General features: G+C 51.9%; 20 protein-coding genes. 14 read left to right on the top strand and 6 right to left on the bottom strand.

Features of this window, described 5'->3' with window-relative positions; genetic code table 11:
• The first annotated feature begins 145 nt into the window (after positions 1-145).
• The 8 genes from dnaJ to AB1N33_RS09145 all read left to right on the top strand — a co-directional run bounded on the left by dnaJ (position 146) and on the right by AB1N33_RS09145 (position 9,815).
• Positions 146-1,273 carry a molecular chaperone DnaJ gene (gene dnaJ / locus AB1N33_RS09180; protein WP_411271246.1) on the top strand — a complete coding sequence of 376 codons (1,128 nt, stop codon included), beginning with the start codon at positions 146-148 and terminating at the stop codon, positions 1,271-1,273.
• 118 nt (positions 1,274-1,391) lie between these two features.
• Positions 1,392-1,871, top strand: coding sequence for a c-type cytochrome (locus tag AB1N33_RS09175; RefSeq protein WP_411271245.1), 480 nt, complete (start codon positions 1,392-1,394; stop codon positions 1,869-1,871).
• A gap of 238 nt (positions 1,872-2,109) precedes the next feature.
• Positions 2,110-3,108 carry a hypothetical protein gene (locus AB1N33_RS09170; RefSeq protein WP_411271244.1) on the top strand — a complete coding sequence of 333 codons (999 nt, stop codon included), beginning with the start codon at positions 2,110-2,112 and terminating at the stop codon, positions 3,106-3,108.
• Between the two features lie 128 nt (positions 3,109-3,236).
• Positions 3,237-4,796, top strand: coding sequence for an amidohydrolase family protein (locus tag AB1N33_RS09165; RefSeq protein ID WP_411271300.1), 1,560 nt, complete (start codon positions 3,237-3,239; stop codon positions 4,794-4,796).
• Between the two features lie 232 nt (positions 4,797-5,028).
• The gene (locus AB1N33_RS09160) at positions 5,029-5,241 is read left to right on the top strand and encodes a response regulator (RefSeq protein ID WP_411271243.1); all 213 of its coding nucleotides are present in this window, start codon (positions 5,029-5,031) and stop codon (positions 5,239-5,241) included.
• A 68-nt stretch (positions 5,242-5,309) separates the two neighbouring features.
• Positions 5,310-6,755, top strand: coding sequence for a glutamate-cysteine ligase family protein (locus tag AB1N33_RS09155; protein WP_411271242.1), 1,446 nt, complete (start codon positions 5,310-5,312; stop codon positions 6,753-6,755).
• Positions 6,752-7,762, top strand: coding sequence for a M14 family metallopeptidase (locus tag AB1N33_RS09150; protein WP_411271241.1), 1,011 nt, complete (start codon positions 6,752-6,754; stop codon positions 7,760-7,762). The genes AB1N33_RS09155 and AB1N33_RS09150 overlap by 4 nt, the downstream gene beginning before the upstream one ends.
• Before the next feature lie 142 nt (positions 7,763-7,904).
• Entirely contained in the window at positions 7,905-9,815 is a 1,911-nt protein-coding gene (locus tag AB1N33_RS09145) for a propionyl-CoA synthetase (protein WP_411271240.1), read from the top strand.
• Positions 9,816-9,818: 3 nt separating this feature from the next.
• Here the strand turns inward: AB1N33_RS09145 and AB1N33_RS09140 are convergent, their stop codons facing one another.
• On the bottom strand, positions 9,819-10,502 hold the full coding sequence (locus AB1N33_RS09140) for a cytochrome b/b6 domain-containing protein (protein ID WP_411271239.1): 684 nt from the start codon (positions 10,500-10,502) through the stop codon (positions 9,819-9,821).
• A gap of 173 nt (positions 10,503-10,675) precedes the next feature.
• On the opposite strand from AB1N33_RS09140, the gene dapB reads away from it, so the two are divergent.
• The 4 genes from dapB to greA all read left to right on the top strand — a co-directional run bounded on the left by dapB (position 10,676) and on the right by greA (position 16,742).
• Positions 10,676-11,479, top strand: coding sequence for a 4-hydroxy-tetrahydrodipicolinate reductase (gene dapB, locus AB1N33_RS09135; RefSeq protein ID WP_411271238.1), 804 nt, complete (start codon positions 10,676-10,678; stop codon positions 11,477-11,479).
• A 307-nt stretch (positions 11,480-11,786) separates the two neighbouring features.
• Positions 11,787-12,917, top strand: coding sequence for a glutamine-hydrolyzing carbamoyl-phosphate synthase small subunit (gene carA / locus AB1N33_RS09130; protein WP_411271237.1), 1,131 nt, complete (start codon positions 11,787-11,789; stop codon positions 12,915-12,917).
• Between the two features lie 13 nt (positions 12,918-12,930).
• Positions 12,931-16,152 (top strand): carbamoyl-phosphate synthase large subunit, encoded by a 3,222-nt coding sequence (gene carB / locus AB1N33_RS09125; protein ID WP_411271236.1) that lies wholly within the window; start codon positions 12,931-12,933, stop codon positions 16,150-16,152.
• 113 nt (positions 16,153-16,265) lie between these two features.
• A complete protein-coding gene (gene greA / locus AB1N33_RS09120; protein WP_411271235.1) occupies positions 16,266-16,742 on the top strand; it encodes a transcription elongation factor GreA in 477 nt (158 codons plus the stop codon).
• A 76-nt stretch (positions 16,743-16,818) separates the two neighbouring features.
• Here the strand turns inward: greA and AB1N33_RS09115 are convergent, their stop codons facing one another.
• Complete coding sequence (locus AB1N33_RS09115) at positions 16,819-17,784, bottom strand: alpha/beta hydrolase (RefSeq protein WP_411271234.1); 966 nt, start codon at positions 17,782-17,784, stop codon at positions 16,819-16,821.
• A 139-nt stretch (positions 17,785-17,923) separates the two neighbouring features.
• Here AB1N33_RS09115 and AB1N33_RS09110 point away from each other — a divergent pair, with 139 nt between their 5' ends.
• Together AB1N33_RS09110 and AB1N33_RS09105 are read left to right on the top strand one after the other, a co-directional pair.
• The gene (locus AB1N33_RS09110; RefSeq protein ID WP_411271299.1) at positions 17,924-18,298 is read left to right on the top strand and encodes a PH domain-containing protein; all 375 of its coding nucleotides are present in this window, start codon (positions 17,924-17,926) and stop codon (positions 18,296-18,298) included.
• Between the two features lie 134 nt (positions 18,299-18,432).
• Positions 18,433-21,432 (top strand): ligand-binding sensor domain-containing protein, encoded by a 3,000-nt coding sequence (locus AB1N33_RS09105; RefSeq protein WP_411271233.1) that lies wholly within the window; start codon positions 18,433-18,435, stop codon positions 21,430-21,432.
• Positions 21,433-21,456: 24 nt separating this feature from the next.
• Here the strand turns inward: AB1N33_RS09105 and AB1N33_RS09100 are convergent, their stop codons facing one another.
• From AB1N33_RS09100 to AB1N33_RS09085, 4 genes are all read right to left on the bottom strand, one after another.
• Positions 21,457-22,164, bottom strand: a complete 708-nt coding sequence (locus AB1N33_RS09100; protein WP_411271232.1) for a substrate-binding periplasmic protein — start codon at positions 22,162-22,164, stop codon at positions 21,457-21,459.
• Between the two features lie 96 nt (positions 22,165-22,260).
• On the bottom strand, positions 22,261-24,000 hold the full coding sequence (locus AB1N33_RS09095) for a PAS domain S-box protein (protein ID WP_411271231.1): 1,740 nt from the start codon (positions 23,998-24,000) through the stop codon (positions 22,261-22,263).
• Between the two features lie 129 nt (positions 24,001-24,129).
• Positions 24,130-24,576: an Hsp20 family protein gene (locus tag AB1N33_RS09090; RefSeq protein WP_411271230.1), complete on the bottom strand. Its 447-nt coding sequence runs from the start codon at positions 24,574-24,576 to the stop codon at positions 24,130-24,132.
• Between the two features lie 141 nt (positions 24,577-24,717).
• Complete coding sequence (locus AB1N33_RS09085) at positions 24,718-25,992, bottom strand: Xaa-Pro dipeptidase (RefSeq protein ID WP_411271229.1); 1,275 nt, start codon at positions 25,990-25,992, stop codon at positions 24,718-24,720.
• Between the last annotated feature and the right edge of the window lie 21 nt (positions 25,993-26,013).

Raw genomic sequence — 26,013 nt, 5'->3', positions numbered from 1 at the left:
GCCCGCGCTGCGGGCCACATCTGGCAGTAAGGCGCAGCAGGGAAAGCTTGTTGCGCCTTTGTCGTGTAAAAAACACGGCGTATTTATGCAGTATCAGTAAGAGGTTACGGCCGTTGCTGACAAACAGGGTAGGAAAAGTAGCGATATGTCGAAACGTGACTACTACGAAGTGCTTGGGGTAGAGAAGAGCGCCACTGAACGCGAAATTAAAAAGGCGTACAAAAAGATGGCGATGAAGTATCACCCTGACCGCACACAGGGCGATAAAGCGCTCGAAGAAAAATTCAAGGAAATACAGGAAGCTTACGAAATCCTCACCGATTCGCAGAAACGGGCAGCCTATGATCAGTACGGTCATGCTGGGGTGGATCCGAATCGTGGCGCGGGCGGTTTCGGCGGCGGCGCTGATTTTGGTGATATTTTCGGCGACGTATTCGGCGATATCTTCGGTGGTGGCAGAGGCCGTCAGTCGCGCGCAAGACAGGGCGCTGATCTGCGCTATAACCTGGAGCTGTCGCTGGAAGAAGCCGTTCGTGGTAAAGACGTAGAAATTCGGGTGCCGACGCTGGTTGAATGTGACGTTTGTCATGGCTCCGGTGCGAAGAAAGGGTCGTCTCCCACAACCTGTCCAACCTGTCACGGAAACGGTCAGGTACAGATGCGACAGGGCTTCTTTGCCGTACAGCAAACCTGCCCGACCTGTTCGGGTAAAGGTAAAATTATTGACGATCCGTGTAACAGCTGTCACGGCCATGGACGCAAAGAAAAAACCAAAACGTTGTCGGTCAAAGTACCGGCAGGGGTCGACACCGGCGACCGTATTCGCTTAAGTGGCGAAGGTGAAGCCGGGGAAAATGGCGCGCCGGCAGGTGACTTGTATGTGCAGGTGCATGTGCGCGAACACAAGATTTTCCAGCGTGATGGCAATAACCTGTACTGCGAGGTACCGCTGAGTTTCACGACCGCAGCACTGGGTGGCGAACTGCAGGTGCCAACCCTTGACGGTAAAGTGAAGCTGAAAGTCAGCCCGGAAACCCAGACCGGTAAAATGTTCCGTCTGCGCGGTAAAGGCGTGAAGTCGGTACGCAGCGGCGTGGTCGGCGATCTGCTGTGCAAAGTGGTCGTTGAGACACCGGTTAACCTGTCAGCCAAACAAAAAGAGCTGCTTAAAGAGCTCGAAGAGTCGATGGGTGGCGAAACCGGAAAACACCGTCCGAAGGAGCAGGGCTTCTTTGACGGCGTGAAGAAATTCTTCGATGACCTGACCAACTAATTGTTAGCCCTCCGCATGGAGGGCTTTTTTATTGCTGCCTGACTAATTATTATGGGCTTAGTCAGGGTGCAACGCGTATTGCATTGTAGCCAGTTAATTTAAAAGGGAGATTCATATTATGAGCCTGACCGTTCGTCAGACTATCACCGCATTATTTGCGGCGTCAGCACTGCTGTCTGCCAGCCTTAGCGCGCACGAAGTCATGTCACAGAAACACGCAGATGCAGCGGTAAAATACCGTCAGTCTTTATTTCAGCTGGTAAAAAGCAATATGGCGCCACTTGGCGGCATGGCGAAAGGTGCATTACCGTACGATGAATCGGTCATGATGACCAATGCTGTTCGCCTTGAGCAACTGGCTGATATGATGGCCGATTACCTCCATCCGGATACCAGAAATTTCGACGTTGAAACGGGTGCGAAAGACAGTCTCTGGGAAAATATGGACAAGGTTGAGGAAAAAGTTGCTGCGCTGAAAACTGCCGCGGTAAATCTGCAGCGCGTTACAGAAGCCAAAGATACTGACAACTACCGCAGCGCAATTGGTAACGTAGGGGCAGCCTGTAAATCCTGTCACGACGATTTTAAAAAGGACTGATACCGGGTAATGGTTAAGTCATGCAGAAAAGGAGCCCTGGGCTCCTTTTTTTATGTTGGGCAGTGAGCACGATGAGCGCTGACCTTGGGGGCTAAAAAATAGTCAGTTTTGTTAAACATGTTTGGTCAAAATGACTACTCCTTTTTAAAGTCAAATCTAACTATATGAAATATAAGCGTTAAATTTCTGGCTTTTAAGTTGCTATAGCTGTTTGTCAAAAAATAAAAAGGAAAGACACATGTACACAGATGAAGATTTGGCACTCGCTGTAAAAGCAAATATATTCACACCGGATGCCGTTGGTCAGTTCAGACAACACATCAGTGAGGTTCGTAATACCCATGCTGTTGATGAGGAAAACTTTCGCCTGATCAACGGGTTCAATGATATTTTTGTGGTCATTGCCAGTGCGCTGTTGCTGGCATCACTGGCATGGCTGGGCTTTGAGCTGTATCACCCGCTTGCAGGTGTGGCTGTTGCGGTGGGGTCATGGGGACTGGCGGAGTATTTTGTCAACCGCCGTCGTATGGCGCTGCCGGCCATTGCCTTGCTGTTGTCTTTCCTGGCGGGGTTGTTTGTTATTCCTATTTTGTTTGAGCCTCAGGCCAAAGCCTATGCCTTTATCGCGTCCGGGCTGCTGACTGGCGTCGGGGCGCTGGCACACTGGGTTCGTTTCCGCGTGCCTATCACCGTGGCGGCAGGCGCCGGCGCACTGGCTGCCGGTGCCATCGGGGCAATTGCTTACTTTTTTCCGCCTGCGATGTACTACGTGGACACGCTGGCACTGGTATTCGGCCTGATGATTTTCGGACTGGCAATGTACTGGGACAGTAAAGACACGCTGCGTCAGACCCGCGCATCGGACGTTGCATTCTGGCTGCATCTGATTGCCGCGCCTATGATTGTCCATCCTATTTTCAGCAGTCTGGGTGTGCTTGATGGCCACAGTAACCTGGTGACGTCGGGTGTAGTGCTTGCGCTGTATGTGTTACTGGCGGTGATTTCTATTGCGGTTGATCGCAGAGCGATAATGGTGTCGGCACTGGTGTATGTGATTTATGCGTTCTCCTCACTCATGGAAAACTATGGCATGGTCACTTATAGCTTCGCCGTCACCGGTCTGTGTATTGGTTCGTCACTGTTGTTACTGTCAGCCTTCTGGCAGGGGTGCCGCCGCGGCGTGCTGCGCTTTATTCCCCGTCATGTGCAAATTAAGCTGCCGGTACTGAAAGCCTGAGTCAGATTTCTTCACCGTTAAAAAGCGAGCCTGATATCAGGCTCGCTTTTTTGTGACACAAAGAGAGTGTGCAAATCGTCAGTTTTCCGCTAGGGTTGGAAAGACTCAAGACTAACGGATGTAAAGTGATGACCTTGTTAAAGCGACTTTGGGTGTTACTGCTACTTGTGATGGTGACGCCAGCCATGGCTAAACCCGGTGCGTCAGCTCCCCCGCGTGGAGATAATGAAGGCCAGGGGCCGTTTACGCGCCTTATTCTCAGAGGTGGTACGCTGATAAATGGCGAGGGCGCACCGCCCATCGGGCCGGTGGATATTATTGTCGAAGGTAACCGTATTGCCGATATTGTCAGCGTGGGCAATCCGGGCGTACCGGTTATTGAGGCGCGGCGGCCGAAAGCGCAGCCCGGTGATAAAGAGCTGGATGTCAGCGGCAAATATATACTTCCAGGCTTTATAGATATGCATGGTCATATCGGCGGGTCGGCGGATGACATTCCGGCAGAGTATGTATTTAAGCTCTGGCTGGGGCACGGGATCACCACGGTCAGAGAGCCCGGCAGCTTCAATGGCATGGACTGGGTCATGGATCACGTCAAACGCAGCCGTAATAACACCATTGTTGCGCCCAGGCTGATTGCCTATAAAGGGTTTATGGGCAGTAACGGGCAGCGCATTTCTACGCCGGAGGCGGCAAGAAAATTTGTTCGTCAGGCAAAAAAACAGGGCGCAGAGGGGCTTAAGTTTTTTGGTGCGCCGCCTGAAATCATGGCTGCGGCGCTGGATGAGGCAGGCAAACTCGGAATGGGCTCTGCCATGCATCATGCCCAATTGGATGTCATGCGGATGAACGTAATGGATTCAGCGAAACTGGGCTTAACGACCATGGAGCACTGGTACGGTTTACCCGAGGCCATGTTTGAAGACCGCATCATTCAGCATTATCCCTCAGACTATAACTACAACAATGAGCAGCATCGGTTTGCCGAAGCCGGACGGTTGTGGGAGCAGGCGGCAGCACCGGGCAGCGACACCTGGAATCAGGTGCGTGACGCACTGATCTCCATGGACTTCACGCTCGATCCGACCATGACCATTTACGAAGCTAGTCGCGATCTGATGCGTGAACGTTATGCGCCGTGGCATGACGAGTACACGCTGCCGACATTGTGGGAATTTTTTAAGCCCAGCCGCTATGCACATGGCTCTTACTGGTTTGACTGGACAACCGCGGATGAGGTTGCCTGGAAGCACAACTTCCGGTTATGGATGCAGTTCATTAATGACTATAAAAACCACGGGGGCCGGGTTACTACAGGCTCTGACTCTGGCTACATCTATAAAATTTATGGCTTTGGCTATATACGCGAACTGGAATTGTTACAGGAAGCTGGCTTTACACCGCTGGAAGTTATTCAGGCCGCGACCCTTAACGGCGCAGAGGCGCTTGGCATGGCCGATAAAATCGGTTCGGTGAGCATCGGCAAACTGGCTGATATGGTGATTGTCGACTACAACCCACTGCAAAACTTTAAAGTATTGTATGGCACCGGCCATTATCGCCTCAATAGTGACAATCAGCCTGTCACTGTTGGTGGCGTCACCTATACCGTTAAGGATGGTATTGTCTACGACGCTAAGGCGTTGTTAAGCGATGTCCGAAAGATGGTTGCAGATGCAAAAAAATGAAGAAAGTGCGCAGATGCGCACTTTCTTTTTGTGTTAGCGGAACAGACGGCCGTAGTTTTTTGCGATTTCCTGTTATCGGGTTAATGTAATAGCACGTATTGCGGGTCTGCTGCGAACATCATGGTATGAATGATATAAATCTTGCTGTTGTGGATGATGACATTATCACGCTGGATATGATTACCCACGCGCTTGAATCGCATTATTCCTGTACCGTGTCATCAGTGACCTGATGATGCCCGGGCTAAACGGTATAGAGCTGCTACAACAAACCCACCAGGCCGGGGTGGTTGTGCCATTTATCTTTATCACCAGCGAAGTGACCAAAGAGGTTGTGATGCAGGCCGCGCGTGCGGGCGCCACGGAGTTTATTGCTAAACCGGTGACGCCGGATGTCCTTTATGCCAAGGTGGATCGCGTTTTGGCCAGACACGCAAAAGCTTGATCCACCGCAACCTGCCCATTAATTGCCGCTGTCTATACTAGGTCTATGACACACAGACGGATGCAGCGATGGGGCAGGATATACAGCAGGAAACCTTTAGCAAGAATGATCATCAGCGGTTTTGCGGCAGGCTGGAGGAACAACTCGAGGCTTTAAAAGCCCGCCTGTCCCGGCCCGGCTTTTCATCAGGCCCTGCAAGTCTGGGCGCGGAAGCAGAACTTTATATCGTTGACGACCAGCAGTTTCCTGCGCCGCTCAACACCACATTACTCGAGGCGGTAAACAATCCGCTGCTGACCGAAGAGCTCAATCGCTTCAATCTTGAAATCAACCTGTCGCCGCTGGCGGCGAAAGGCACCCCGTTTTTACACATGCAGCGCGAGCTGGACACGCTGACGGCCAGGCTGAATGAACAGGCCGCCCGCCATCACGCGCGGGTCGTCAGTATTGGCATTTTACCAACGCTTGAACGTCGTCACCTGCATCGCGAGTTCATGACTGACAGGCCGCGTTATCGTGCGCTTACTACGGGACTCACTGCGCTGAAAGGCAGTGCATTCTCAGTCGATATTAACGGTGCCGACTCGCTCAAAATGCTGTCTGACGAGGTCACTCTGGAAGGGGCTAACACGTCGTTTCAGGTCCACCTGAAAGTGCCTGCAGACCGCTTTGCGGATTACTACAATGCGGCGCAGCTTATTACACCGCTGGTACTGGCGCTATCGGGTAATTCGCCCACTTTTCTGGGCAACCGGTTATGGCAGGAAACCCGCATCGCCCTGTTTAAACAGTCTATTGATGACCGCCATCCGGCGACCAAAAACTGGCGACGACCTGCGAGGGTGTCATTTGGTCATGGCTGGGTGCGCGACGGCGCATGGGAGCTGTTCGCAGAGAATGTGATGTTGTACGCGCCGCTGATCCCTTATTGTTTTACTGATACCCCCCCTTTTGCTGAGTTGTGTTTACATCACGGCACGGTGTGGTCCTGGAATCGCGCCGTGTTTGACGCAAAAGGTGACGGACATTTGCGCATTGAATTTCGCGCACTGCCATCGGGGCCAACAAGTGCAGATATGATGGCGAATGCCGCTATGCTGATTGGTCTGACGGTGGCATTTGCCGACCGGGTTGCAGGCATGTTACCCGCGATCCCGTTCAATTATGCTGAATACAATTTTTATCGTGCAGCTAAAGACGGACTGGCCGCCCGCATTTTGTGGCCGAGAGATCAGCAGCATGGTGTGGTCGAATCGCCGGTCAGGGATATCATTGCACAGCACCTCAATGATGTGGCCGATGGGCTTGCAAGCCTTGACATCGACAGTGCTGACATTGCACGCAACCTGACAATCCTGGAGCAGCGCCTTGCCAGTGGACAAACCGGTGCCGCATGGCAACTGCACCAGTTGGAAAAATACGGTGGCTGCAACCACAGCGGGCTCCATGCCATGCTGCGCGACTATATCAGCCAGTCGGCTGAAGGCACACCAGTAGGTGAGTGGCAGGTATGACAACGCAGTATGCCCCTCAGCTTAATGTGATTCGGGACGTGCAGAGTCTGGTAAAAGACCGCACGCCTGAAGGGTTTCTGATGGGGTTAGGCGGTCCGTCGCTGTTGACGTTTGCAGGCAGAGATACCCAGCGTTGCCGGGTGATTGTGACATTGTTACATGGTAATGAACCGTCCGGGCTGCGCGCTGTGATGACCCTTGCACAGCAGGGGTGGCAGCCGGCGGTTACCACGCACGTCATCATCGCCTCGACCGCGGCCGCTGCCACACTGCCTATGTTCAGTCATCGTATGCTGCCAGGATGCGAGGACCTCAACCGCTGCTTTTCCGGCCGCGGAGACAGTCCGCAATATGCGTTAGCTGATGCAATAGTCAGGACCATTATCTCGCTGGAGCCGGAGTGCGTGATCGATTTACACAATACTTCAGGCAGCGGCCCTGCGTTTTGCGTCAGTGTCAGCGACAGTGCGCAGCATCAGGCTTTGGCCTCGGCCTTTGCGCCCTGGATGATTGTGACAGATATTCGCCTGGGCTCACTGATGGAGCAGTCGCTGGGGTGTCCGGTGGTAACGATTGAGGCTGGCGGTGCGAAGGACGCACTGGCCGACAGGGTTGCGCTGGCCGGCATCATTGAACTTGGGCGGCGGGACAACCCGCTGGTTGCCAGTCAGCCAGTGAGCCTGCTTTGTCATCCCCGACGACTGGAATTACAAACCGGCTGCACTGTGGCTTATCAGGATGGACCCGATACCGCCACGGATGTCTGCCTGCGCACCGATATTGAGTCACTGAATTTTGGATGTACCCCGGCAGGCACACATCTGGGCTGGGTAAGAGAAGAGGGACTGGCTGCATTCAGGCTGGACTGCGACGATGAGGCGGTGTCTGCGTTTTTTACTACGGACGAGCACAGCCTGTTCAATAAGGTGCCGCTGCGACTGTTTATGGTTACCACCAATGCGGATATTGCCCGCAGTGACTGCCTGTTTTACTTCATACCCACCTGAGCGCGATACGCTTGCGGCGAAACGCTTCGGCGGGTGACATCAGGCTGACGCATCTACGCCTGAAGTCTTATGCCCGTAACAACGCGATTTGTATTACTGTTGGTTTAGTGAACAAGACCCTACAAAGATAAAGAGATATCACATGGCTTATCAGGACATTTATCGACAATCTATTGACGACCCGGCGACGTTTTGGGGCGACGCGGCTTCAGCGTTACCCTGGTATACGCAGCCAAAAACTATTTTGTCCAATGATGACAATGGCATAAACCGCTGGTTTGCAGACGGCACCATGAACACCTGCTATATGGCACTGGATCATCATGTCGAGGCGGGCAGGGGAGATGACACCGCGCTGATTTATGATTCGCCTGTGACGCAGACGAAAGCAACCTATACCTATGCCGAGCTGCAGGATCAGGTTGCTCATTTTGCCGGTGCACTGAAACAGGCGGGGGTGGCTAAAGGCGACCGGGTTATCATTTATATGCCCATGATCCCGCAGGCGGTTATTGCCATGCTGGCGGTTGCCCGTCTGGGCGCGATCCATTCCGTCGTGTTCGGCGGGTTTGCCGCGAATGAACTGGCGGTCAGAATTGACGACGCGGCACCGAAAGTCATTATCTGCGCGTCCTGTGGTATCGAGGGTAGCAAAGTGCTGCCATACAAACCTATGGTGGATGAAGCGATCAGCCTGTCTGAGAATAAACCTCAGCGGTGTATTGTGTATCAGCGTGAGCAGCACAGGGCCGAACTGGACAATGCCATTGATGCTGACTGGAATGCGCTGGTTGACGCTGCACAGCCGGCGGCGTGTGAGCCGGTCAGTGCAACCGATCCGCTTTATATTCTGTACACCTCAGGCACCACAGGAAAACCCAAAGGCGTCGTGCGTGACAATGGCGGCCATGCGGTAGCGCTGAATTATTCCATGCAGGCGATTTATGACATTCATCCTGGCGATGTATTCTGGGCGGCATCGGATGTGGGCTGGGTCGTAGGTCACTCTTACATTGTTTACGGACCGCTCATTCGTGGCGCGACCACTGTGCTTTACGAAGGTAAGCCGGTGGGTACGCCGGATGCGGGTGCATTCTGGCGGGTGGTTGAGGAGTATGGCGTTGCTGTTTTGTTTGCCGCGCCGACGGCGTTCCGGGCCATTCGTAAGGAAGATCCCAAAGCGACCTGTCTGCGTCAGTATGATATCTCGTCGCTGCACACCATTTTCATGGCGGGTGAACGATTGGATCCGTCCACCTATCACTGGACCGTCGACAATACCGGTAAACCGGTTGTTGACCACTGGTGGCAGACCGAAACCGGCTGGCCAATCTGTGCCAATCCGGTCGGCATAGAAAAAATGGTGCCGAAACCAGGCTCATCGACAGTCCCTACGCCTGGCTTTGATGTGCAGGTACTGGACGCGCAGGGCGAGCCACTGCCACCGAATACGCAGGGGGCAATCGCAGTAAAACTGCCACTGCCGCCAGGCTGTCTGCCAACCATCTGGGGCGACTTTTCGCGCTTTAAATCCGGTTATCTCAGTGAGTTTCCCGGCTACTACAGCTCTGGTGATGGCGGCTATATCGATGAGGACGGCTATGTCTTTATTATGGGGCGTACTGATGACGTGATTAACGTTGCAGGGCACCGTTTGTCGACCGGTGAAATGGAAGAGGTGCTGGCCTCACATGACGCTGTGGCAGAGTGCTGTGTGATTGGTATACACGACAATCTGAAGGGGCAGATCCCGGTTGGGCTGGTGTTACTCAAAGACGGCGCCGACATTGACGATGAGACACTGCAGTCTGAGCTGGTCGCACTGGTAAGAAAGCAAATTGGGCCCATTGCGTGTCTTAAGACGATTATCAGAGTGCCCCGACTGCCCAAGACCCGTTCGGGGAAAATCCTGCGCAAACTGCTGCGTCAGATTGCCAGTGACGAAAGTGTGTCCGTGCCGTCTACTATCGACGACCCCGCCAGTGTGGGTGAGATCACTGACATCATGTCCAGCAATGGTCTGATTCAGCGGGCCGATGGTCAGCCCGCCTGACCATCAGTAAAAAAGTTCGTCAGCAGCCGGGGCGGGTGGTGCCACAAACAGGGCATAGTACACCAGTCCGGCTGTTATCAGCGCCACAACAATCGCAAGCAGCAGGCGCGATGACGGAATACCCGGTGAGCTGACAGGCTTTTTACCGTGTAACATGGCTGGTACCAGCGGCTGTTGCTTATAACGCGCGTAATAGCCAATCGCCACAACATGCAGCGCAATGACAGCGATAAGCAGGTTAAACACATTGTGATGAAGCCAGTTCATCACCTCCAGGGTCGTGTCGCTGACAAGATGCCGGTACGGACCATCTAAAAACACATCGTCCGTCATAAACAGCCCGCTGACAGCCTGTAGCGCAACCATCAGTAACAATAAAAGGACGGCATACCCGCCCAGCGGATTGTGGCCCGCATAGGCCGGACTGTTTTTATCAGTCAGTGTTTTGGCATAGCCAATCACCGCTGCCGGTGAGCGCACAAAACTACTGAACCTAGCGTAGTGTGTCCCGACAATGCCCCACAGGACACGAAAAATGATGAGACCCAGCGTAAAATAGCCAATCTGAAAATGGAGCTGCATGGCATCATCCAGCCACTCTGCGGTCACATACTGCGCCACAATGCAGGCAACAAGAAGCCAGTGAAAAAGTCGGGTAGGTATGTCCCAGATACGAGTTTGCGGCATGAAGAGCGTTCCTTTTAGTCGTGTCGCAATAGCTTGCGTGCGAACGTAGTGAAAATCAATGGGGAGGGGCTGCTGGTTCGCTCTGACGCAGATCTGGCACGACAGTTCGCCATTTTCATCTCAGGTCGCATGATGCACAATACCGAATACGCAATTAACGGATGTGAAGAACGATGCAAGTAGGTCTGTTTGGCGCTAACGGGCGCATGGGGCGGGTGCTGATTGAAGCACTGAATGAACACGACAGCGCACAGCTTTCGGTTGCCACGGTGCGGGATGACTCGCCCTGGGTAGGCATGAAAGTGGGTGAACTGGCAGGTACCGGGGCATCTGATTTGATGTGTACCGGTGTGTCATCCCTGTCACCGTCGGACGTTGATGTGATGATCGACTTCACATTACCTGTGGTGTTTGACGAGAACCTGAACTGGTGTGAGAAAAACGGTGTGCCCATGGTTATTGGCACAACCGGCCTGTCGGCTGCTCAGCTTGAAAAACTGGACAAGGCGGCGAAAAAAATTCCACTGGTGTTTGCCGCAAATTACAGTGTTGGCGTGAATCTGATGCTGTCACTGGTCAAACAGGCAGCCAGGGCGCTCGGCAAAACAGCCGATATTGAAATTATCGAGGCGCACCATCGGTTTAAACAGGATGCACCATCCGGAACGGCGCTGGCGATTGGTGAAGCCATTGCCGACACCCTGGGCAGAGACCTGAAAGACTGCGCGGTATATGGCCGTGAAGGCAAAATGCCGGCACGGGATCATAACACCATAGGTTTTGCCACAGTCAGAGCCGGTGACATTGTGGGTGAGCACACCGCGTTATTTGCCGACCTGGGTGAACGCCTGGAGATCACGCACAAAGCGTCAAGCCGTCTGACATTTGCCAAAGGTGCGGTAACAGCCGCGACCTGGGTGAAAGACAAATCACCGGGGCGCTACGACATGGTCGATGTACTCGGGCTGCCGCGGTGAACGCAAAAGCTTGATTTTTGTACACTAACCTGTGCTTTTCACAGGTTACAGGACGAAAACACACATAACGGGTTATTTTTGATATTTTTCCACATTAAGTTAGACCTTTTTTGAGCAGTCATGTATACTCACCGGAATTTGCCAAAATTTCGCGTTTAAACGCCCGCCGGCGTTTAAAAATGCGGTTTTATTAGCTGCAAAGATCGCTAAACGGGATGTAACTTTACGATTACCTCCCGTTTTTTGTGGGGTTTGATTATCTGCGTAATCAAACACTCAGTTAGTTATCCTTAAGCTGGAGGTTGACTTGGCTAATTCTGCCCTTTTGGTGTTAGAAGACGGTTCGGTGTTTAAAGGTACGGCTATTGGTGCTAGTGGTACCGCCGTCGGTGAAGTGGTTTTTAATACATCCATGACCGGCTACCAGGAAATTCTTACCGACCCCTCTTACGCTGAACAAATCGTAACACTCACCTATCCCCATATCGGAAACACCGGAACCAACAACGAAGACGTAGAAAGTGACAGAGTCTGGTCTAAAGGCCTTGTCATTCGCGACCTGCCGCTGGTTGCCAGTAATTTCCGTAATCAGCAGACACTGTCTGACTTCTTAAAATCAAAAAACGTCGTTGGCATTGCGGACATTGATACCCGCAGACTGACACGCATTCTCAGGGATAAAGGCGCACAGAACGGGTGTATCGTGTGCGGTGAAGAGATTGATGAAGCCGCAGCGCTTGAAAAAGCTAAAGCGTTCCCGGGGCTGAAAGGCATGGATCTGGCCAAAGAAGTCTGTATCAGCGAGCCGAAAACCTGGACCAGCGGAAGCTGGCAACTGGGTCAGGGGTTTGTTTCTCCCGATACCTTTAAGTATCACGTTGTCGCGTATGACTTTGGTGTGAAGCAAAACATCCTGAGAATGCTGGCAGACCGTGGCTGTAAAATTACGCTGGTGCCTGCGAAAACGTCAGCTGAAGACGTGCTGGCGCTAAACCCTGACGGTGTGTTTTTGTCTAACGGACCGGGCGATCCGGAGCCGTGTGACTACGCCATTACAGCGATCAAAGCTTTGCTCGAAACCGGGATCCCTATCTTCGGGATCTGCCTTGGCCACCAGTTGCTGGCGTTGGCCAGTGGTGCAAAAACGGTGAAAATGAAGTTTGGCCACCATGGCGCTAACCATCCGGTACAGGATGTGAAAACCGGGCGGGTGATGATTACCAGTCAGAACCATGGTTTTGCGGTCGACGAAGCGTCATTGCCTGATAACGTGGAAGTCACCCACATTTCACTGTTCGATAAATCACTGCAGGGCATTCACCGTACTGACAAGCCGGCGTTCAGTTTCCAGGGGCACCCTGAAGCGAGCCCGGGTCCGCACGATGCTGACACCCTCTTTGATCACTTTATCGACCTGATTGAACAGTCCAAGCAGTAGGAAAGAGCCCGCTATGCCAAAACGTAATGACATAAAAAGCATTCTGATTATCGGTGCTGGCCCTATTGTAATTGGCCAGGCCTGTGAGTTTGACTACTCTGGTGCGCAAGCGTGTAAGGCGCTGCGTGAGGAAGGGTACCGGGTTATTCTGGTTAACTCGAACCCGGCGACGATCATGACAGACCCGAATATGGCAGATGCCACATACATCGAGCCGATTCACTGGGAAGTTGTACGTAAAATCATCGAGAAAGAGAGACCGGACGCGATTCTGCCTACTATGGGTGGCCAGACAGCACTGAACTGTGCATTGGAACTCGACAAGCAAGGCGTACTGGCTGAATTCGGCGTTGAACTGATTGGTGCGACAGCCGATGCCATTGATAAAGCCGAAAACCGTGACCGCTTTGACCATGCAATGCGTAAAATCGGACTTGAGTGCCCGCGTGCTGAAATTGCAACCAGCATGGAGCAGGCACACGATGTGCTCAGCCGTATTGGTTTTCCGTGCATCATTCGTCCTTCGTTCACCATGGGCGGCTCGGGTGGCGGTATTGCCTACAACATTGATGAATTCAATGAAATCTGCCACCGCGGTCTTGACCTGTCGCCAACCAATGAGCTGCTGATTGATGAGTCGCTGATTGGCTGGAAAGAGTACGAAATGGAAGTGGTACGCGACAAGAACGATAACTGTATCATCGTCTGTACCATTGAAAACATCGATGCAATGGGCGTTCATACCGGTGATTCGATTACGGTTGCACCAGCCCAGACGCTGACTGACAAAGAGTTCCAGATCATGCGTAATGCCGCGATGGCGGTACTGCGCGAAATCGGTGTTGAGACCGGTGGATCGAACGTGCAGTTCGGTGTTGATCCGAAAACCGGCCGTATGGTCATCATTGAAATGAATCCGCGGGTGTCACGTTCCTCTGCACTGGCATCAAAAGCCACCGGTTTCCCTATTGCCAAAGTGGCAGCGAAGCTGGCCGTAGGTTATACGCTGGATGAACTGGCCAACGAAATTACCGGTGGCCTGACCCCGGCGTCATTTGAGCCTTCTATTGATTACGTCGTTACCAAGATCCCTCGCTTCAACTTTGAAAAGTTTGCCGGTGCCAATGACCGTCTGACTACGCAGATGAAGTCGGTGGGCGAGGTGATGGCCATTGGCCGTAACCAGCAGGAGTCTCTGCAAAAAGCCCTGCGCGGCCTGGAAGTGGGTGCCAACGGCTTTAACCCGATGGTCGACCTTGACGATCCGGATGCGCGCAATAAGGTTATCTACGAACTGCGTCAGCCAGGTGCAGAGCGTATCTGGTACATCGGTGATGCGTTCCGTATGGGCATGAGTGTGGATGAGGTGTTTAGCCTGACCAACATTGATCCCTGGTTCCTGGTACAGATAGAAGACATCATCCTGCTTGAGGGTGAGGTTGCTGAAAAAGGACTGAGCGGCATTGATGCGTCGATGATGCGTCAGCTGAAGCGCAAAGGCTTCTCGGACGCGCGTCTGGCTGAACTGACCGGCGTGGGTGAAGTCGATGTGCGTGAAACCCGTCGCGAAATGGGCATCAGCCCGGTGTATAAGCGTGTTGATACCTGTGCCGCCGAATTTGCGACCAGCACTGCCTACATGTACTCAACGTACGACGAAGAGTGTGAAGCGGCGCCGTCGGACAAGCGTAAGATCATGGTACTCGGTGGTGGCCCTAATCGTATCGGTCAGGGGATTGAGTTTGACTACTGCTGTGTGCACGCGGCACTGTCCATGCGTGAAGACGGCTACGAGACCATCATGGTCAACTGTAACCCAGAGACCGTATCGACCGACTATGATACCTCTGACCGTCTGTACTTTGAGCCGGTCACGCTGGAAGACGTACTGGAAATTGTGGCAAAAGAGCAGCCGGAAGGCGTTATCGTGCAGTATGGCGGTCAGACACCGCTGAAGCTGGCTCGTGCGCTTGAAGCGGCTGGCGTTCCTATCATGGGGACGTCACCTGACGCCATTGACCGTGCCGAAGACCGCGAACGTTTCCAGCACATGGTCAATAAGCTGGGCCTGAAACAGCCTGCCAACGCTACGGTTACCAATTACGAAGAAGCGATCGCCAAAGGGGACGAGATTGGTTATCCGCTGGTGGTGCGTCCGTCTTATGTATTGGGTGGCCGCGCGATGGAAATCGTGTACGACAAGAAAGATCTCAAGCGTTACCTGAATGAAGCGGTGAAAGTGTCTAATGACGCCCCGGTGCTGCTGGATCGCTTCCTCGATGATGCGATTGAAGTTGATATCGATGCGATCTGCGACGGAACCGATGTGGTAATTGGCGGGATCATGGAGCACATTGAACAAGCCGGTGTACACTCCGGTGACTCTGCCTGTTCACTGCCGCCACATTCACTGCCTGCACACATTCAGGACACGATGCGCGAGCAGGTGAAAGCCATGGCGCTGGAACTGGGTGTTGTTGGTCTGATGAATACCCAGTTTGCCATCAAGGATAACGAAGTGTATCTGATTGAGGTGAACCCGCGTGCTGCGCGAACCGTACCGTTTGTGTCAAAAGCAACCGGCGTGCCGCTGGCGAAGGTTGCAGCCCGCGCAATGGCGGGTGTCAGCCTGAAAGAGCAGGGCGTAACCAAGGAAGTGATCCCGCCGTTCTTCTCGGTGAAAGAAGTGGTTCTGCCATTTGCTAAGTTCCAGGGCGTTGATCCGCTGCTCGGGCCTGAAATGCGATCGACCGGTGAGGTGATGGGCGTAGGCGATACGTTTGAAGAAGCGTATGCCAAAGCGAACCTGGGTGCTGGTGCACCGTTGCCAAAATCGGGCAAAGCATTGCTGTCGGTCAGAAACACGGATAAACAGAAAGCCATTGAACTGGCGAAAGAACTGACCGGTGCAGGCTTTGCGATTGAAGCAACCCGCGGTACCGCAACCGAGCTGTACGATGCAGGCATCGTAAGCTCAGTGGTTAATAAACTCTCTGAAGGTCGCCCCAATATTGTGGATGCGATCAAAAACAAAGAGTATGACTACATCATCAATACCACAGAAGGGCGTCAGGCGATTACTGATTCAATGTACATCCGCCGTGAAGCACTGCTGAATAAGGTGACGTATACAACCACGATGAACGCGGCATTTGCGACTATCCGCGCGAAGTCGGCTGATGATCGCAATAAAGTTGCGTCTGTACAGGAACTGCACGCCCGCATTCAGGATTGATGACATCGCCGGGTAGACAGGGTATCCTGTAATACAAAGAGTTAAAAAGTGCGCCTGATGGCGCACTTTTTCGCTGCATGGGTTAAAACAATAACTGAAGTGAGACTGTTACCATGAGTCAGTATCCAATGACCGTTCGTGGCGCACAGCTATTGCGCGAAGAGCTTAATGAGCTGAAAACCAAGGTCCGTCCGCGGATCATTGCGGCCATCGCCGAAGCGCGTGAGCACGGTGACCTGAAAGAAAATGCGGAATATCACGCGGCACGCGAAGAGCAGAGCTTTTGTGAAGGCCGCATTCAGGATATTGAAGGCAAGTTGTCTAACGCCCAGATCATCGACGTGACCAAGATGGAAAATAACGGCAAGGTGATTTTTGGTGCCACCGTAACCATTCTGAATGTCGATACCGAGGAAGAAACCCGTTATCGTATCGTCGGTGACGATGAAGCCGACATTAAGAATAATCTGATTTCGGTTAATTCACCGATTGCCAGAGGGCTGATTGGTAAAGAGCTCGATGATGTGGTGGTGATCACGACGCCGTCGGGCAAGGTCGAAGTGGAAATTGCCGAAGTCGAGTACATCTGACCACTGACACTGAACTAAAAAACTGGCGTTCTGAAGTGACCCCCAATAGTTGGACACTCCAATTACTGGGGGTTTTTTATTGCCCGTTCTCACTGAAAAAAGTGCTCAGCGCTTCATGTTGCCAGTTCTCCAGCCATAACATTAAGATATGTGGAGTATCATCGACTTCAAGGACCTTAACTGCAGGATTATTTAACGTCGTGAACATTTCAAAAGGGGCGATGGGGTCGGTATTGGATGCAAACACCAGAGTCGGTATCTTTACGGTTTCGAGCAATACCACCGAATCGGTCTGATGAACATTAATCTGTTTATCGTTCAATGATAGATTTACACCATCGACGATATCGTCTTCGTCAAACAGCATGGCATACCAGGAGTTCTCAAGCTGGCTAAATGCAATAGCCGCTTTATCCAGTCTTTGCATTGGCGCAAATAGTATGAGTCCATTTGGTGGTGAGGCCATTGAGCGTGCAATATGTAGTGCAGTGACCGCTCCCATCGAATAACCAACAATATAAAGAGGTCTGGGTAAATCTGGCGTATCTAGTTCAGTGGATAGCCATGCAGTGATGCTAAGTGCACCAAGTACACCCATACCCCTTGGCGCTGATGAGTCGCCATGGCCAGGTAAATCAGGAATAAGTACGTGAAATCCAAGGCTTCTGTAATATAGCGCACTCGCAAGCATGGTGTTTTTGGATTGTGCAAAGCCATGTAATAACAATACAGTCCCCTTGTAGCGTGGCTTATCCTCTGCAGCCACGAACAGTGACTTGTTTACCGTGCTTTCATTTGCTTTTATCGACAGTTTAAAATTCAGATCCGTATCTGACCCAATGTCAGGATTTGCCTGAAAATAAGGAACGCAATTCATGTCCGGTGATTCACAATACTCACCGATAGCGAACTGTGACTCAAGTTGAGAAAAGTCGATTCCCTGCGAAGTGAAATGATTGATCTGGTAAGAAATGAAGGTTGCACAACCTCCAGAAAGAGCACCAATCAAAGCAAGCAGTGGTAAGGTAATAATCCGTTTCATTACAGTTTGTCCATAACTGGCGATGATAGCAGCATGTTACCTTTTAGTTACTTTAGTTAATAGGATGCTGAGCTGAATCAATGGTCTTGCTGTGGAGAGTTGGCTATAGTGAGGTCAAATAATGCAGAAGGAATCAGTAATGGGATTACTCGATAAACTGATAGGCAACGCGGCTGAGGTAGATGTCAGTGAAGTCAGCGACGAACTGGCACCGATACTCGGTGAGGGGGAGACCCTGGCACGTGTGTTCAAGGAAATTCGTGATATGTACGTGTTTACCAATAAGCGTCTGGTGCTGATTGATAAACAGGGACTGACAGGGCGAAAAGTAGAGTATCGCTCTGTGCCCTACAAAGCCATCACCATGTTTACACTGGAAACGGCGGGTCACTTTGACATGGATGCCGAGCTGAAAATCTGGGTGTCCGGCCAGTCATCCCCGATTGAGAAGGAACTGAATAAGCATACCGTCGTTGGTATTCAGCAAACGCTGGCAACCTACCTGCCTCACTAGACGCAATGTTACCGGATAACGCGTTGATTTCTTGTCGTATTCGCGTTTACCACATATACCTTATAGAGAGGGCCGCGAACGTGTTCATCACGGCGGGTTGTCCGGTAACAGTTAAGGGGTGAATCATTAAACGGTTGTCTGTTACTCACGTACTGATCACGCTGGTTGTCGCATGCTTTGTGACGTTATCGTCGTTGGAGCAGGCGCGGGCCGGGAATGATGTCACACCGCTGATCCCCACCTATTTTCGTCATATTTCTGTGCAGGACGGTTTATCACAGGTCACCGTCGCCGACATCCTTCAGGACAACCATGGCTTTATGTGGTTCGCCACCCAGAATGGCATTAACCGCTATGATGGCTACAGCTTCATTCAGTACAAACGTGACAAGACGCGTGATGGTAGCGGACCTGTCGGTGAGTTTTCTTACAAAATGGCGCTGGATACGGCGACATCAGATATCTGGGTGGCAACATCAGGAGGACTGAGCCGGTACCTGTATGCGTCCGACAGTTTTCGTCACTACACGCTGCCCGGCGCAGACGGAAAAGCCAGGCTGATCGTGCCAACCGTTGTTATCGACAGAGAGGGGCAGGTGTGGGCCGGCACCCGCCAGGGCCTGTTTCGTTACGATAAGGTTAAAGACCAGTTCCAGGCCATCCCGATTGCCATCTCAGAAGCCGCCTGGGTGCTGGACATTGAAAAAGACAAAAGCGGTCACCTGCTGGTCGCCACAACAGAAGGGTTGCTGGCAATCAATATTGCCGACCCGACCCGTTTTGAACATCGACTGAAAAATCACAAAGTGACGGACATTGTGTTGCTGGGATCCGGACATTTCTGGATATCGACGGCAGGGGCCGGCATTCTCAGCAAACCGGATGGTACCCCGTTACTGACGGCGTTGAGGCAGGTTGATGGCTTGCCTGATGCCATCATTAACAGTGGCGTTAATGCCATCACACAAATGAATAATGGCGATATCTGGCTAAGCGCCAACGCCGGCCTGGCGATTACCCGTGAGACCCAGCCTCATGCAGCCCATGCGCTGGTAAAAGCGGGTAATGCGAACGGTCTGCTCAGTGCCGCACAGATGACCCGAAGTTTTCAAAGCCGCTCAGGGCTTATCTGGCAGGGCACCTGGACCAGTGGTTTTTCTATTTTTGACCCTGATAATCTGCAGATTAAATCTCTCAATGCCAGACCGAATACCTGGGTTCGCGGACTGGAAAAAGACGCCGATGAAAATATCTGGTTTGGCACGCCGGCCGGTATTTGGCGACGCAGCGCCGGCAGGAGCATAGACGGGCCGTGGGTGTTTCCCGAGCAACAGGGTGTCAGCGGACAGGCAGAGCAAAGCAACATTCGCAGCATCGCATACGATAAAGACAGGGACGATTTTTGGGTCGGCACGACGGCGGGTATCTACCGCCTGCAGCCTGATCAGGACCGACTGGAAAAGTTGCCGCTGCTTGAGGACGCGACCATCTTTTTTCTTAAAAAAGACAATCAGGGGGTGCTCTGGGCAGGGACGTTTAACAAGGGGCTTTACCAGATTGATCCGTCAACGCTGTCAATCACCGGCCACTGGAACGTCTCAACCGTCACCCACGTGTATACCGGTGATCACGATCGTGTCATTGCCGGTACTATCGAAGGGTTAATGCTGATAGACCGGGCGTCGCAGAGGCTGACTAACTTATCAGCCCCTTCCCGACCGGAAGTGCAACGCAGTCCACGAGTGATCACCTGGATTTCAAAAGCCCGGGATGGCGGCTACTGGCTTGGTGCACAGGGCGCTGGTGTGTATAAAATGACTGAGCAGGCGACCGGTATGCAGTTTACACCCATCCAGCCTGGCTCCCATCTGGCAACGCTGTCAGTGGGTGCACTTCAGGAAGACCAGCAGGGTAATCTGTGGGTCAGCACAACCGAAGGTATTGCGCACATTGACCTTGCTGCTGGTGAAATCAGCTATTACAACAAGAAAAACGGTGCCTATTCTGAGGGCTATTACATCAATCACGCGCAACAAACCCGGACGGGCGAAATTCTGTTTGCCGGTCCGAAAGGGCTGTCGTACTTTTTTCCGCAAGACATCGGCCTGTCTGACTGGAAACCACCTGTTGTTCTGACCAATCTGCTGGTGCTGAACCAGCCGGTTAAACCCTCGTCCGAGCCCGGACACCCGCTCGACAAACCGGTCCATATTGCCGACAGGATTGTTCTGGGACCAGACGATAACGTGTTCAGCGTGGAGTTCAGTGCGCTGGACTTTTCTGCACCGGAAAACAACCAGTATGCATTCAGGCTGGACGGGTTTGACAGTGACTGGAATACCGCAATTGCCAGAAATCGTGTGGCGACTTACACCAACCTCGATCCCGGCCGTTATGTGCTGCAGGTAAGAGGAACCAACAAGGACCATGTCTGGAGCGACCAGATTGCTGACGTTGAAATACTGGTTACGCCGCCATGGTACTGGACAACCTGGTCAAAAGTGCTTTGGCTGGTGCTGACTTTAGCACTCTTTACCCTGCTGTATCGCTGGCGTATCTGGGCGCTGCAGGTCAGGGCTACAGAACTGTCCAGGCTGGTGGAAGAGCGCACACGTGCGCTGGAAGAGAGCAATGCCAAGCTACTCACATTGTCGTCGCTGGATGAGCTGACCGGCCTTAAAAACCGCCGTGATTTCAGAACACATGCCGAGCATGAGGTGGAACGTTTTCGTCGCACGGGGCGCACATTTTCGGTGCTGATGATGGATATTGATAATTTTAAGCAGATTAATGATCAGCGTGGTCATGCGGTGGGGGACGCGGTGCTGGTGGCTGCCGCCGGGGTAATGAAAAATATGGTCAGGAAGAACGATCTGCTGGCCCGCTGGGGAGGCGAGGAATTCATTATTCTGGCCACCGATACGGCACTTGAGCAGGCACGTCTGATGGCAGAGAAAATCCGTACAGCTCTTGAACAGGAGCGCATTATTGTGGCGCATCAGTCATTCAGGATCACGGTCACTATCGGGGTGAGTGAAATACAGTCTGAACAGTCCCTGGATGATTGCATTAACACGGCGGACAAGCGACTGTATCAGGGAAAACGAGAAGGGCGTAATAACGTGCAGGCGTGATTAATATTAATGAAAGCGTTTAATCTAGTGCCATTCACTCATAATCGCGTCAAACTCACCGGATGCCCGCATTTTTTCGAGCTCCAGATCAAACTGCTGTTGCAGTGTTGCGTCTTTAAATATTGCGCCGTAAGAGCGCGTTTCAAAAATGGGATGCACCGTCATGGCCTGCTCAGGATACTGATTTTCCATGATGAAGGTTAACAGTCGCTGCTCGCCAATAACGATATCAGTGCGGCCGCTGACCAACAGCGTGAGCTGCACCTCTCGTTCGGCTACCTCAAGATAATTTGCCTGGCTTACGGCTGCCGCATAATCGCTGCCCAGTACCTGTGTCGCTGACTGATACGCAATGACTTTTTTTCCAGCCAAATCGTTCACGTTATCGATAGTCAGCTGCCGCGCTGTCAGTGATACCGCCACATCTTTGAACGGGAGATAGCGCTGAGTGAGATGACCGATGTCGGAGGGGAAGGCTGCGGGGCTGGCAATATCGTATTTGCCGGCATTAAAGTCGTTGATCAGGCGGTTGTAGGCCAGCAGGTAGAACTCACTTGAATGGCCGAGGCGGCTAAGTACCGTCCGGATGATATCGACGTCAATGCCCACCACACCACGGTCTTCGTCATAAAAGGCCCATGGCGGACCAATATTTACCGCAACACGCAGCGGTTTGTCTGTCGCACTGACTGCAAATGACATCAGCACCAAAAAAAGGGTGACTACACGCATGACTACATCTTTTTCAGATTATGCCCGTTATCGTTGCGGGCTTCTGCTGGCAGTATATGTATTAAACCAGTCAGACGCCTTCTTTTTTATGCTGAATTAATCCATATGTTCTGCCAGTTGGTCGACGTATTCCCTGGTTTCCGTAATCAACGCTGTTATTTCTGATGCTGAGTCAGTTGAACTTTGTGCAAGATTTCGCACTTCATCAGCCACCACGGCAAAACCTCTTCCTGCCTCGCCGGCCCTTGCCGCTTCGATAGCCGCATTCAATGCAAGCAGGTTGGTCTGGCTGGATATCGCGTTAATGGCTTTAACAATATCGCTGATTTTATCGAGTACGTTTACCATTGCCTGATAAGAGTCACTCACAACCGCATTTTTGTTTGAAATATCCTCGGCATAAATGAGTACCTGGCCGACCTCATTACGAATATCGACGATTGGTGTGGCGTCAACTTTCAGCATGACTGTCTGGCCATTGCAGTCATTCACTTTACAATCACTCAATAAAGCTTCTCCTGCGAGCAGTCGACTCCACTGTTCGCTACCCAGATGCTCTGACATGCTTCCGATGTTTGCTCTTGCCTGTTCAAGGTTTTGACAGCGCAAGGTTGCGAGGAAACGTTCATTCGCCTTGATTATGTTACCGTGCTTATCGGTTTCCAGCATGAGGCTGTTTTTGTTTAGTGCCGCCATTCTGAGGTCAGTATCAAGGGATTTTCTTTTTGTTTCGTCAATATTTGCCTGAACGGCAACAAAGTGGGTGAGTTTACCCTTTTCATCGAATACAGGATCGATAGCCAACGAAATCCAATAGGCGCTTCCATCTCTATGATAGTTTAGTATCTCCTCATAGAAAGGCTGCTGTAGTTTGAGTTTTTCTTTGATTCGGGACACGGTTTCTTTGTCCGTAAGATCTCCTTGAAGTAACTCACCGGGTTTGCGCCCTTCGATGTCGTCAAGCGTATAGCCGGTCATATCAGTAAAGCCTCGGTTTACGTATTGCGTCAGTCCCGTTGAGTCGGTAATGATGACAGCGTTGCTGGTATTGTTGGCAACTAAGGACAACCGTTTAAAAACGTCACGGGCATGATACTCGGCCGTAATGTCTCTCGCGAACGCAGTGTATAGGATTCGATCATCCAGGGTAATTTTTGAAAGTGATAACGAGACCCATTTTTTGCTGTTATCAAACGCGGTAATCTCTAGTTCAACAGTACTGCCAACCAGTCTGTCCTGATTAGATTGTCTGTGGCGATTAACATAATCATCGTGATGATCACGAACGCCAGCGGGAACAAGGTGCTTGACGTTTTTACCGAGCACCTGTTCACGTTTGCATGCCCAGAGTTTCTCCGCCGCCGCATTAAACACAATAACATTATTGTTTTCGTCAATGGTAATTACTGCGTCAACGCTTTGTTCAAGGGTCTGGTCAAATAATTGCGAGGTTGCTCGTTGTTCAGATACATCCTTAACCGTTGCAGCGTACCAAAGTTTTTTACCAACATTAATTTGTGAAAGTGACAACGAGCACCAGATGCGCTTCCCTTCGCTGTTTTCAATGAAAAGCTCAACAGTACTGCCAACAAGTTTATTCTGCCTGGTCTGACGATGCTGATTAATATAACTGTCGTGATTATTTCGATGGAGCGCCGGAACTAGCATCTTTACATTTTTACCAAGTACCTGTTCGCGGCTATATCCCCACAAACTCTCCGCTGCTTTGTTGAATAGCGCGATGCAGTTGTTCTCGTCTATGGCAACAAAAGCATCAATAGCCTGTTCTAGAATTTGTTCATGGATTGTTGATGTAGGGCGAAGAAAAGAAAACATAACTCTGACTTCTCTTAAAGCGGAAACGGTCTTAGTTGAAATAAACAGATACACCGATTTTACTACGCTATTGCGAATAAAAAAACAGCGCCATCAGGGCGCCGTCTCGCGTGTCCAGGGGAAGACCGATTATTTGTTTTCAATCAGCCGTGAGCCGATTTCAATCTGACGCGGCTTCTTCGCTTCAGGAATGACGCGCTCCATATCGATGTGTAACAGGCCATTTTCCATGTCAGCGCCCAACACTTTGACATGGTCACCTAACTGGAATTTGCGTTCAAAGTTACGCTCAGAAATGCCTTTGTGCAGGAATTTACGCTGCTCATCGGTATTTTCCTCACTGGCACGTTTGCCGGTCACGGTCAGCGTGTTTTCAATCACTTCAATAGTGACATCGTCTTTGCTGAAACCAGCCACAGCCATGGTAATACGGTATTTGTCCTCACCCAGCAACTCAATGTTGTAGGGAGGGTAGGTGCTTTGCTTTTCTGAACGGGTAGCAGCATCAATCAGAGATGCAAGGTGATCAGAACCAATGAAAGAGCGGTAAAGTGGAGACAGATCGATAGTTCGCATAGTCATATCCTCAAAATTAAGCAATATGGTGTTAAAGTGCCCCGAAACATCGGCGGCGGTTCAGTGTCGGCCTGTTCATCAGCTCCGACACTGTTTATATATGGCGGGTCAAATGCTTTTCAAGGCAAAAAAATAATTTTTTTACATTGCCAGTGATTTCACCAGCTGGCCGTCTTTCATCACAAAGCTGACGTTCTCCATCTGCGACATATCATCCAGCGGATTGCCTGGCACCGCAACGATGTCAGCCAGCTTGCCTGACTCAAGGCTACCCAGTGATTTGTCCTGTTTGAGTAAACGGGCAGGGTGGATTGTTGCCGCCTGAATGGCCTGCATAGGCGTCATGCCAAATTTGACCATACGCGCAAACTGTTTTGGATTGTCGCCGTGCGGGTACACGCCGGCGTCAGAGCCGAACACCATTTTTACCCCGGCTTTTACGGCTTTAGCAAAATTATCGCGCTGGGTTTTCCCGACAATCCGTTCCTTGTCGAGGCTTTCTTTCAGGATACCGGCTTTTTCTCCCTCGCCCAGGATGTACTCGGTTACGTAAATGTCCATTGAAATATAGGTGCCATTTTCCAGCGCCAGCGCGATGGCTTCATCGTCAAGCAGGCTGACGTGTTCCACAGAGTCAACGCCAGCGCGAATGGCATCCTTGATACCGCTGGTGCCGTGTGCGTGGGTGGCTACCGTCACGCCGCGCATATGCGCCTCATCTACCAGAGCCTGCATTTCTTCGAGAGTATACTGCTGCACGCCAACCTTGGTGCCTTTCGAAAGCACGCCACCGGTGGCGCAGAATTTAATGACGGTCGCCCCGTATTTAATATTGCGGCGCACGGCTTCTCTGACTTGCCACGGACCATCAGCAACTCCCTCACTGACAACATGGTAGTCAAATGGCAACAGATTATTGTCGCAGTGACCGCCGGTGACACCCAGCGCCGGGCCGGAGACAAACATGCGAGGGCCTGCGATATCGCCATCATTGATGGCATCGCGCAGTGCTACGTCGGCAAAACCCGGTGCGCCGACATTACGCACGGTGGTAAACCCGGCCATCAGTGTGGCCCGGGCATGTTTTACGCCCAGCAGCGTTGCCCGCGGGACTGATACCCCGAGTCGCTTATACCCGTGCGTGGCGGCATCACTGGTTAAGTGTACGTGCATGTCCATCAGGCCGGGCATCAGTGTTGCGTCACCCAGTGCAATCACCGTTGCGCCGTCAGGCAGACTGACCTGGTTGCGTTTCCCGGCCGCAACAATGGTGTTGCCTTTTACCACAATGGCAGCCTGTTGAATGACTGCGCCGGCATTGACGTCTATCATCCTGTCTGCGGTGATGACCGTGACGTCGTCAGCCAGGGCGAATGTGCAAAAGCAAAAGCTCAGTAGTGCAAATAAACGTGTCATAAGGCGTTCCGTATAATTGGA

It is taken from the genome of Alteromonas nitratireducens (assembly GCF_040812025.1).
Taxonomy (GTDB): domain Bacteria; phylum Pseudomonadota; class Gammaproteobacteria; order Enterobacterales; family Alteromonadaceae; genus Alteromonas; species Alteromonas nitratireducens.
This window is presented reverse-complemented; position numbering and strand designations above follow the sequence as displayed.